The sequence below is a fragment of the Collinsella aerofaciens genome, from assembly GCF_901212495.1.
GTDB lineage: Bacteria > Actinomycetota > Coriobacteriia > Coriobacteriales > Coriobacteriaceae > Collinsella > Collinsella aerofaciens_H.
Genome location: NZ_CAAKNY010000047.1, coordinates 12 through 10504, shown reverse-complemented (window position 1 = coordinate 10504; position 10493 = coordinate 12). Strand labels below are relative to the sequence as shown.

The 10493-nt window shown below is 61.9% G+C and carries 6 protein-coding genes and 1 pseudogene; 2 read left to right on the top strand and 5 right to left on the bottom strand.

Annotated features, from left to right (window positions below; translation table 11 throughout):
- A pseudogene (locus SFLMC1_RS05660) lies at positions 1–512 on the top strand (MFS transporter); the annotation flags it as partial.
- Between the two features lie 450 nt (positions 513–962).
- Here the strand turns inward: SFLMC1_RS05660 and SFLMC1_RS05655 are convergent.
- Both SFLMC1_RS05655 and SFLMC1_RS05650 read right to left on the bottom strand, forming a co-directional pair.
- Positions 963–2096 carry an Abi family protein gene (locus SFLMC1_RS05655; protein WP_152073274.1) on the bottom strand — a complete coding sequence of 378 codons (1134 nt, stop codon included), beginning with the start codon at positions 2094–2096 and terminating at the stop codon, positions 963–965.
- 180 nt (positions 2097–2276) lie between these two features.
- Positions 2277–4424: a Tex family protein gene (locus SFLMC1_RS05650; RefSeq protein WP_152073273.1), complete on the bottom strand. Its 2148-nt coding sequence runs from the start codon at positions 4422–4424 to the stop codon at positions 2277–2279.
- A gap of 432 nt (positions 4425–4856) precedes the next feature.
- On the opposite strand from SFLMC1_RS05650, the gene SFLMC1_RS05645 reads away from it, so the two are divergent.
- Positions 4857–5948 (top strand): GGDEF domain-containing protein, encoded by a 1092-nt coding sequence (locus tag SFLMC1_RS05645; RefSeq protein ID WP_222837930.1) that lies wholly within the window; start codon positions 4857–4859, stop codon positions 5946–5948.
- A 180-nt stretch (positions 5949–6128) separates the two neighbouring features.
- On the opposite strand, the gene SFLMC1_RS05640 is transcribed toward SFLMC1_RS05645, so the two are convergent.
- Genes SFLMC1_RS05640 through SFLMC1_RS05630 form a run of 3 tightly spaced genes read right to left on the bottom strand, consistent with a single transcriptional unit; the run spans position 6129 to position 10363 of the window.
- The gene (locus SFLMC1_RS05640; RefSeq protein WP_152073272.1) at positions 6129–8048 is read right to left on the bottom strand and encodes an ABC transporter ATP-binding protein; all 1920 of its coding nucleotides are present in this window, start codon (positions 8046–8048) and stop codon (positions 6129–6131) included.
- Positions 8041–9864, bottom strand: a complete 1824-nt coding sequence (locus SFLMC1_RS05635; RefSeq protein WP_226798329.1) for an ABC transporter ATP-binding protein — start codon at positions 9862–9864, stop codon at positions 8041–8043. The genes SFLMC1_RS05640 and SFLMC1_RS05635 overlap by 8 nt, the downstream gene beginning before the upstream one ends.
- Positions 9857–10363 carry a MarR family winged helix-turn-helix transcriptional regulator gene (locus SFLMC1_RS05630; RefSeq protein WP_152073271.1) on the bottom strand — a complete coding sequence of 169 codons (507 nt, stop codon included), beginning with the start codon at positions 10361–10363 and terminating at the stop codon, positions 9857–9859. The genes SFLMC1_RS05635 and SFLMC1_RS05630 overlap by 8 nt, the downstream gene beginning before the upstream one ends.
- Positions 10364–10493: the final 130 nt, after the last annotated feature.

The window sequence follows — 10493 nt, the reverse complement described above, 5'->3', positions numbered from 1 at the left end:
CCGACTTCTCCGTCCTTAGGTCTCCCACGCAACAGCTAGGCATGGCCGCCGCCTCGTCTGGTGCGGCGCTCATCCCCATGACGCTTGCCCTCATGGCCGGCAGCAATGCATCCGGCGCGGCGTTTCGCGCGACCGGGCGGCTCCGCGCCATCGCGACGGCGTCATCCGTCGTCGTCCTTGCCGCGTCGGCGGCGTTCTCTGCGATGTCCCCGATGCTAGCGGTCGCCTCCAGCACCGTCGTCGCGGCGGCGCTGGGTCTCGGCGTCGGCATCGGCATGCCTGTGTCCAATTTTGCCGCCCAGACGGGCGCCGATCCGGCGGACGCCGGGCGCGCCACCTCCATGGCTATGTTCTTCAGAGGCTTCGGCGGCACCGTCTCGGTTGCGGCGTGCGGCATACTTGCCCCCGCCGCGACCGCCGCGGGCACGGCGGCGGTGTTCGGCGCGGTGTGCGTGGCGGCTGTCGCCGGCCTGGCCGTGTCGCGGTTCATTTCGAGGGAGATCGCCTCGTAGGCGTGGCCACTTCTCGGCTCTTTCGCATCGACCTTACACTCCTCTCCCTGTCCGGCTATACCTCGTTAGCTGCCGACCGCCCGAAGCGGGAGCGGAGGGCGCGCGGGATCCCGCGCTCCGCGAAGGGGGCGAAGGCGCAGCCGACCGGATATTTCGGGGGAGCTTCGCCGGCGTCGCTCTGAGCGGGGGCGGCCGATCCCGAAAGAAGCCGGAAAAGCATCGCGGCCCTTACGGGAAAAGCGGGTCCCGTGACAGGCTGTGCGCACGAGGAATAACCGGCATCCGCCGGCCTCGGCTCATCGATATTAGGTTGTCTCTGGGGTTCGCTCTATCGGCTCTGCGCCCGGCCGAGAGGGCGAAGTCGGGCCCTACTCTGACCACTCGGACTTACTCGAACCTACTCTGTCCGAGCGGGCCCAAATGGTAAGGGGCTATTAGGGGGCTGAAGAGCTATAGGGAGCTCGAAGAGATGACATCGGCTCCCGAGCACATGACTTCTCCCAGCATCCTGATTCCTCGGTCAAGCTCGATCTGCTTTTCGAAGTAGTCGGCGTGCTCAAGGAAGCGCTCGCGCAGGGTGCGCAGGCCTGCCGCCTTTTCCGACCTCGCGTCCGCATCGCTGACAATTCTATCGAAGCAGAGCACGAGCGCAGTGAAGTCGTGGATGACGGGGAAGCGCTTCGTAAGGGCGACGAGCTCCTGGTCGATTCCGAGCTCCTCCCGCGCGGCCGTCGCGATGGAGCCGACGGGCTTCTGTAGACGCTGCCCGATCGTGTTCAGAACGTTGCCGTTATGAGCGGCCGCGTTGCGCAGGGCCTTCACGGGGAACAGGAGCTGCTTGACGGATTCGGCCTCCTGGCTGCGTTCCCTCCTGAGGTCGTAGAAGTAGAACTTGTAAAGCGCGATGATTCCCCCGAAGGAGACGAGTTCCAGGTAGTTCCAGACGTACATGTCCTCGCGTCTGCCGTACTTATTCGCGAGGTCCCGGGTGTAGTTCGAGTCTCCGAGGTACGAGACGCTGCGCTCGAGGTGCTCCGGGTCTATCCCCAAAGTCTGATCCTCGGCGATGTGGAGCATCTCGAGGAAGAGTATCGCCCGCTCGCTGCCGCCCACCCCATCTAGCTGGTCGGCGATGGCCTTCATCCTCTCGACGGCGGCTTCTGACCCGCTTGGATCGAACCGCTCCTCCAGCATCCTCTCCTTACGCAGCCTCTCGTGGGCGAAGAGGAGGTCGAGGACCTCCTTCCCGTCGACGCCGTCGTCCATCATCGTCCGGTTTAGATGGACCTTCATGTAGTGCTCGATGTCAAGCGTCATCGAGAGGATGTGCTCGCGGAGGTGGTGGTCGAGTCTGGTGAGCTCGGTGAGGTAGGCGAAGTCTAGGTTGACGTAGCGTCCGTAGCCCTCCGACGCGGGGCTACGATACGTTGAGAAGCACTTCGCAAACGCCTTGACCTTGAAGAAGAAGTTCTTGTCGCGGAGGAACGCGACTGCATCCTTGGGGCTCATTATGTCGAAGCGGACGCCCCGCTCTGCGAGGTGGGCGACCTGTTGTTCTGCCGGGATGAGCGGGCGCTCCTTCATGATCGTTCCTCCAAAACGAAAAATGCGGCTGTAGGTACAGGTACCCGCAGCCGCTAAAAGCCCGAAGGCTTTTCACACTGCGGACAGTATACCCCACTTTGCCAAAGGGGCAAAGAGCGCGGGGAACGCCCGCGCTCTTTGCGACACTTGCCACGAAGAGGGGATATCCGCTTTGGAGGTTTACTTTCCTTGCACCATAGTGAGGGAGATCTTCTTGCGGTCGCGATCGACCTTCTCGACCCACACCTTGACCGTGTCGCCGACACGCACCACGTCGCTCGGGTGCTTGACGAAGCGGTTGGCCAGCTTGGAGATATGTACGAGGCCGTCCTGGTGCACGCCCACGTCGACGAAGGCGCCAAAATCGATAACGTTGCGCACCGTGCCCTTGAGCTCCATGCCGGGCTCCAGGTCGTCGATGGAAAGCGCCGAGCGGCTAAAGACCACCTCGGGCGCATCGTCGCGCGGGTCGCGACCGGGCTTCTTGAGCTCGTTGACAATGTCGATGAGTGTGAGGGCGCCGCAGTCCAGGTCGCTTGCCAGCGTCGATATGCTTCCCAGGCGGCGCTCGATATCGGGCACGCCGCCGCGGCTGAGCTCACTGGCCGCCACGCCGGCGCGTTCCAAGACGGATGTGGCCACCTCGTAGCTCTCGGGGTGGACGCTTGTCGCGTCGAGCGGGTTCTTGCCGCCGCTGATGCGCAGAAAGCCCGCGGCGTTGAGGTATGCCTTGGGTCCCAGCTTGGGGACCTTCTTGAGCTGGCGGCGATCGGTAAAGGCGCCGTTTTCCTCGCGGTACGCCACGATGTTCTTGGCCACGTTCGGCGTGATGCCCGATACGTATCCCAGCAGGCTCGCGCTCGCGGTGTTCACGTCGACGCCCACACGGTTGACGACGTCTTCCACCACGTGGCCCAGGGTGCGCGAGAGCTCGGCCTGGTCAAGGTCGTGCTGGTACTGGCCCACGCCGATGGACTGGGGCGGAATCTTGACGAGCTCTGCCAACGGGTCCTGCAGGCGGCGGCCCAGGCTCATGGCGCCGCGCACGGTGACGTCCAGATCGGGATATTCCTGGCTGGCGAGCTCGGAAGCGGAGTACACCGACGCGCCGGCCTCGTTAACGATGGTGTAGCGAAGGCTGGGCGCCTGCTCGGCAATGAACTCCGAGACGACCTCCTCGGTCTCGCGGCTGGCGGTGCCGTTGCCGATGACGATGGTGTTGACGCCATCCTTCTTGACGAGGCGGGCGAGCTCGCGCTTGGTGCCGGCGACGTCGTGGCGCGGCTTGGTGGGATAGACCACGCCGTGGTCGAGCAGCTTGCCGGTCTCGTCCATGACGGCGACCTTGCAGCCGGTGCGGTAGCCCGGATCGAGCGCGAGCACGCGGGCGCTGCGCACGGGGCGTGCCGAGAGCAAGCCCTCGAGATTCTTGGCAAAGACGTTGATGGCCTCGGTTTGGGCGCGAACGGTGAGTTTGGCGCGGGCCTCGCGCTCAAGCGAGGGAGCCATGAGGCGCTTGTAACCGTCAGCGATGGCGGCATCGAAGATGGGAGCAAACACGCCCTGGCGTCGGGGCCAACGGCTGCCGAGACGTGCCGTGGCGGCGGCGCCGTCGACGTTCACGCGCACGCGGAGCTTGCCCTCGCGCTCGCCGCGGTCGATCGCCAGCACGCGGTGGTTGGGGATACGGCGCAGCGGCTCGTCATAGCTGTAGTACGGCTCGTAGGGGGTCTTCTCGGCGGGGTCGGTGGCCTCGACGACGATGTCGGCAGTGTTTTGCGTAAAGGCGCGCAGGTCGGCGACGTTCTCGGGGTCCTCGGCCACCGTCTCGGCCACGATGTCCGCCGCACCGGCGAGCGCCTTCTCGGGCGTGTCGAAGCCGGCCTCCTCGTTGACGTATGCCGCGGCGACGTCGAGTGCGCTGCCCTTGGCCGAGGCCTGCATAATGATCATGTTGGCGAGTGGCTCCAGGCCGGCCTCGCGGGCCTTCTGCGCGCGGGTCATGCGCTTTTTGCGGTAGGGCTTGTAAAGGTCCTCGACGCGCTGGAGCTGTGTGGCCTCGCGAATCTGCTGCTCGAGTTCGGGCGTGAGTTTGCCCTGGGCGTCGATGAGCAGAATGACGTCCTCTTTACGCTGCTCAAGATTGCGCAGGTAGGACAGGCGCTCGTCGAGGGCGCGCAGGGCGACGTCGTCCATGCCGCCCGTGGCTTCCTTGCGGTAGCGCGAGATAAAGGGAATGGTGTTGCCCTCGTCGATGAGCTTGACGGCTGCCTCGACGTTGGCGGCCTTAAGGTTGAGCTCGCAGGCGAGCTGGGCGATGAGATCCATGGAACTCCTTGCGTTTAGGGTGCGTTTGCCGCACAGGGCTACCAAGGATACCACCCGTCCCAAAAGACTGTTTTGTGCCCGCGCCACGAAAACGGCCTATCTACTACGTTTGAACCGTATGGATCGACCATCCCCCGGTTTTCCGAGAATATGCAAGCCGTCTACCTGCGGTTTTTATTTCGCGAAATTTGGCATGGTTGAGGGTGATCGGTTAAACGTAGTAGATAGGCGCGTTTCGTGGCGAACGAACCAAGCTGAGGCGCAAAATAGCCCTCGATCCAGAAATCATCGTCAAATTGACTACCCTGATTAAGCTCCGCCTCAAGACTGCACCAAGTCTGCGGCTCTTGGCCCATATGGTAGAGTTGACCTCATGTGGATTTCAGCACACCGCGCGCCGCTTGTGCTTTTGCCATTTTGGGGAGTGAACTTGTGAATACTTCTGTCGTCAAGAAAGCCAGCCGGGCGGTGCGCTTGCTCATGATGGTGCTCACGGCAGTTCTCATCTTCTTCTTCATCAATGTTATGCTGCTCGTCTCCGATATCCAGGGCACGGCACGCGTGGTCAACTACGCCGGTCTGGTGCGCGGCACCACGCAGCGAATCGTTAAGCTCGAGGATGCAGGCCAGCCTCGAGATGACCTGCTCAGAGCCGTAGATTCATACATTAATGGTTTGCGCTACGGAAGCGACGACCTCAATCTCGTCCGTCTGGATGACGATGAGTATCAGGCAAAGATGACCGAGCTTGCAAACTATTATGATGAGCTTTGCGCCGAGATCATCCGCGTGCGCGAAGTCGGCTACGAGAACACCGACATCATCGCCATGAGTGAGGAGTTCTTTGGCATTTGCGACGATGCTACGCGACTCGCAGAGGACTACTCTCAGGAGAAGGCGTCGGCGCTCAACTATCTCGAGGGCTTGGTGATTATCGACATCGTGGGCTTGGTGGCGACCTTTGCGGTCGAACTTGTTCGCGCGGTGCGCACTGCCGCACTCAATCGCGAGCTGCAGAACAAAGTCTATCTCGACGAAGCCACAGGACTGCCCAACAAGAACAAGTGCGAGGAGATCTTGGGGCAGGAGCATCCCGTTTCCGCTGAAGCGCCCGTTGCGCTGTGCGTCTTCGATCTTAACAATCTGCATACGGTCAATAACAGCTTTGGTCACGAGAAGGGCGACGAATATATCCGTTCTTTTGCCCAGCAGCTGGGGCGCGTGGCGTCGGAGACCTGCTTTGTGGGCCGCGACGGCGGCGATGAGTTTATCGCGGTGCTGTGGGATGCCGATCGAGCTGCCGTGGAGTCCTTTCTCGCTCGGGTTCGTGCGAACGTGAACGAGCATTCCGAAGCTCACCCCGACATGCATATCAGCTATGCGGTGGGCTACGCGCTTTCCAGTGATTTTGATGAATTGCCTACGATGCGCGAGCTCTTTTCCCAGGCCGACAAAAACATGTACATCGACAAGAACCGCGCAAAGACAGCCGAGGCAGCCGGGCCGCAACGTGAGGAACGGTAAGCTTGCAACAGAGGTCATAGAAAAGCCTCCGCAGCTCGTGTGGCTGCGGAGGCTTTATTCGTTGCGGCGCATTGTGTTTGGGTCGCTGAGATGAGTCGATTTGCCCCGAAAGAGGAGGGCATTGACCTTAGGGTCATGCCCGACGAATGAGCGGCAAATCGGCCATCTCGGCGGGCCGAACTACTCCAGTTCAAAAGCTCCGGTGTAGAGCTGGTAGTAATATCCACGCTTGGCGATCAGCTCGTCGTGGTTGCCGCGCTCGATGATGCGGCCGTGGTCCAGGCAGATGATCGCGTCGGAGTTGCGCACGGTGGACAGGCGGTGCGCGATGACAAACGTCGTGCGACCCTCCATGAGCTTGTCCATGCCCGCCTGCACGATAGCCTCGGTGCGGGTGTCGATGGAGCTCGTGGCCTCGTCCAGGATCATCGCCGGCGGATCGGCGACGGCGGCGCGCGCGATCGAGATCAGCTGACGCTGGCCCTGTGACAGCTGTGCGCCATTGCCGGTGAGCATGGTGTCGTAGCCGTCGGGCAGGCGGGTGATAAAGTCGTCCGCGCCCGCGAGCTTGGCCGCCGCGATGCACTCCTCGTCGGTGGCGTCGAGGTTGCCGTAGCGGATGTTGTCCATCACGGTGCCGGTGAACAGGTTCACGTCCTGCAGTACCACACCCAGCGAGCGGCGCAGATCGGCCTTGCGGATCTTGTTGACGTTGATGCCGTCGTAGCGGATTTTGCCGTCGGCGATGTCGTAGAAGCGGTTGATGAGGTTGGTGATGGTCGTCTTACCGGCACCGGTGGCGCCGACAAACGCGACCTTCTGACCCGGCTTGGCGTACACGGATACGCCGTGCAGCACCTCATGGTCGGGCGTGTAGCCAAAGTCCACGTTGTCCATGACCAGGTCGCCGCGCAGGGGTACGTACTCGATCTCGCCGGTGGCGCGGTGCGGGTGCTTCCACGCCCACATGCCGGTGTGGTGGTCGGCCTCCTCGAGCTGCCAGGTGTCGGGGTTGACCTGCGCGTTGACAAGCGTCACGTAGCCCTCGTCGGCCTCGGGCTCCTCGTCGAGCAGCTCAAAGATGCGCTCGGCGCCGGCAAGGCCCATGACCACGGCGTTGATCTGCTGCGAGATCTGGCCAATCTGGCCGCAGAACTGCTTGGTCATGTTGAGGAACGGCACCACGACGGCAATGGAGAGCGCCATGCCCGAGAGGCTCAGGTTGGGCACGCCCAGCGCCAGGAAGATGCCGCCGGTCAGCGCGACCAGCACGTAGAGCAGGTCGCCCAGGTTCCCGAGGATCGGCATGAGGATGTTGGCGTACATGTTGGCCTTCTGCGAGACCTCGAAGAGCTTCTCGTTGCGCTCGTCAAAGTCGGCCTCGGCAGCGGCCTCGTGGCAGAACGCCTTGACGACCTTCTGGCCGTTCATGACCTCCTCGATATGGCCCTCGACTACGCCGAGCTCAGTCTGCTGCGCGATAAAGAAGCGCGCGGAGTTGGAGCCGAGCAGCTTGGTCATAAAGGTCATAAAGGCGACGCCGGCAATGATGACCAGGCACATCCACGCGCTGTAGTACAGCATGATGAAGAACACCGTGACGATGACGATGATCGTCATGAGCAGGTTGGGCAGCGACTGGCTGATCATCTGGCGCAGCGTGTCGATGTCGTTGGTGTAGTGGCTCATGATGTCGCCGCGCTGGTGCGTGTCGAAGTAGCGGATCGGCAGGTCCTGCATGCGGTTGAACATCTTCTCGCGCAGCTTCTCGAGCGAGCCCTGCGTGATGACGGCCATGGCGCGGTTCCAGAAGAGCGAGGAGGCGACGCCCACGGCATAGATGCAACCGAGGGTGGTCACAAGCTTCAAGATCTTGGGCTGCGCGGCCGTCCAGTCGCCCGACTGCCACGATTCGCTAATGACCTGCAGCGCGCTCTGGAGAAACGTCGCGCCGATGGAATTGATGACGGCGCAGAGCACCACGCCGGCAACGACGAGGGGCAAAAGCACGGGGTAGAAGCCAAAGAGCATCTTGATGAGGCGCGTCATGGTGCCGCCCTTGCGGTTGCGTGCGCGCTCGGCGGTAGCGGCCTTACTCATGTGCCTCGCCTCCTTCCTGGGTCTGGGCTTGCGATGCAGATGCCTCGGTGCCGGCTGCAGCGGTCTCGCCCGCATCCTCGCCCTCGGCGCTCATCTTGTTCTGCGAGGTGAAGGTTTCGCGGTAGATCTCGCTCGTCTTGAGCAGCTCGTCGTGGTTGCCGATGTCCTTGATGCGGCCGCCCTCCATGACGATGATGCGATCGGCATCCTGCACGGAGCTAATACGCTGGGCGATGATGAGCTTGGTCGTGTTGGGCAGATAGCTCGCCAGCCCTTCGCGGATCTTGGCGTCGGTCTTGGTGTCGACGGCGCTCGTGGAGTCGTCCAGGATCAAGATCTTGGGGCGACGCAGCAGGGCACGCGCGATGCAAAGGCGCTGCTTCTGACCGCCGGAAACGTTGGATCCGCCCTGCTCAATCCAGGTGTCGTAGCCCTTGGGGAAGCCGTCGACAAACTCGTCGGCGCAGGCCAGATGTGCGGCCTCGCGGACTTCTTCGTCGGTGGCGTTCGGGTCGCCCCAGCGCAGGTTCTCGGCGATGGTGCCGCTAAACAGCACGTTTTTCTGCAGCACCATGGCTACCTGGTGGCGCAGCGCGTCCAGATCGTAGTTGCGTACGTCCACGCCGCCGACGCGCACGGTGCCCTCGGTGGTGTCGTACAGGCGGGCGATCAGGTTCACGAGCGTCGACTTGGCCGAGCCGGTGCCACCGATAATGCCGATGGTCTCGCCGCTCTTAATATGCAGGTCGATATCGTCGAGCGCCTGGCGGCGGGCATGCTCGGAATACTTAAAGCTCACGTGATCGAAGTCGATGGAGCCGTCGGCAACCTCGTGCACGGGCTCGGTCGGGTTGGCGATCGTGGGCTCGGCGGCCAGCACCTCGGTAATGCGGTGCGCCGACTCGTCTGCCATGGTTACCATGACAAAGATCATCGACAGCTGCATTAGGCTCATCAGAATCTGGAAGCCGTAGGTAAAGATGGAGGAGAGCTGGCCCACGTCGAACAGGGTGCCCTGGCTCGTGATGATGAGCTCGGAACCCAGGTAGATGATGACGACGAACGCGCCGTTGACGCAAATGTTCATCATGGGGTTGTTGAAGGCGAGCAGCTTCTCGGCGCGGGTGAAGTCCATCTGGACGTCGCGCGCGGCGGTGGCGAACTTCTCCTTCTCAAAGTCTTCGCGCGCGTAACTCTTGACCACGCGCATGCCGGTGACGTTTTCCTCAACGGATTCGTTGAGCGCGTCGTACTTGTGGAAGACGCGGGCAAAGATCGGGCGCACCTTATGGATGATGAAGAACAGGCCAAAGCCCAGCAGCGGAATGATGACCAGGTAGACCATGGCGACGCTGCCGCCCATGGCGTATGCCATGGTAAAGGCAAAGACCAGCACCAGCGGCGAGCGCACGGCGATGCGAATGAGCATCATAAAGGCCTGCTGCACGTTGTTGATGTCGGTGGTGAGGCGGGTGACGAGCGAGGAGCTCGAGAACTCGTCGATGTTGGCGAAGCTGAACGTCTGGATCTTGTAGAACAGGTCGCGACGCAGGTTCTTGGCAAAGCCGCAGCTGGCATGGCTGCAGGTGATGCCCGCGGCGGCGCCAAAGGCGAGTGACGTCAGCGCGATGAGTATGAGAAGGCCGGCGGTGGGCAGCATCTCGGTAACGGCGGTGCCGTCCTTGATGGCGTCGATCATGTCGGCGGTGATAAACGGGATCATCATCTGGCAGATTACCTCGCCAAGCACGAGCAGCGGCGTGGCGATCGTGACCTTCATGTAATCGCGGATGCTGCCCATAAGGGTTTTAATCATCCAGTTCCTCCCAGGTTACGCGGATTTTATCGAGCATCTCGGCGAGCTGTTCGCGCTCGTCGTGCGTAAGGGCGCTAAAGGCCTGTTCCCTAAAGCGAATGCGGGCCGCCTGGTCGATACGGGCGTTTTCCCGGCCGGTTTCGGTCAGGCGAATGGTGAGTTGCCGTCGATCCTTGGGGTTACGGCTGCGTTCGATGAGGCCGTTGACCTCGAGCTTGGACAAGATCTCGGAAAGCGACCCCGGCTTGAGGTCAAAGTGCATGCCGAGTTCCTGCTGAGACATCTCGCCGCCGGGCTGCTTGGCCAGCAGGCAGATGATGGGCGCCTTGCCGGACACGCCTCCGCCATGAAAATGCATGTAATGGCCGCAAAAACCCAGACCGCTCAGGATGCGCTTGGCGAGTTTGTCTTCGGCGCTGACCGCTTCGGGTACATCCGCCGGCTGTGACGGGTCGCCGCCGGGCTCGTGCGAACAAAGGCTAAGAGGTTCATCGCACATGGATTAGTGTTACTCCTTTCTTTAGTTAGGTAGTGGAATTGTTTTGTGCCTAACCAATCTAGGAGTGCATGGATTAATTGTCAAGGTACCAAACTTATTAAGTTACGGCGTTTTACCAAACGCCGTAACC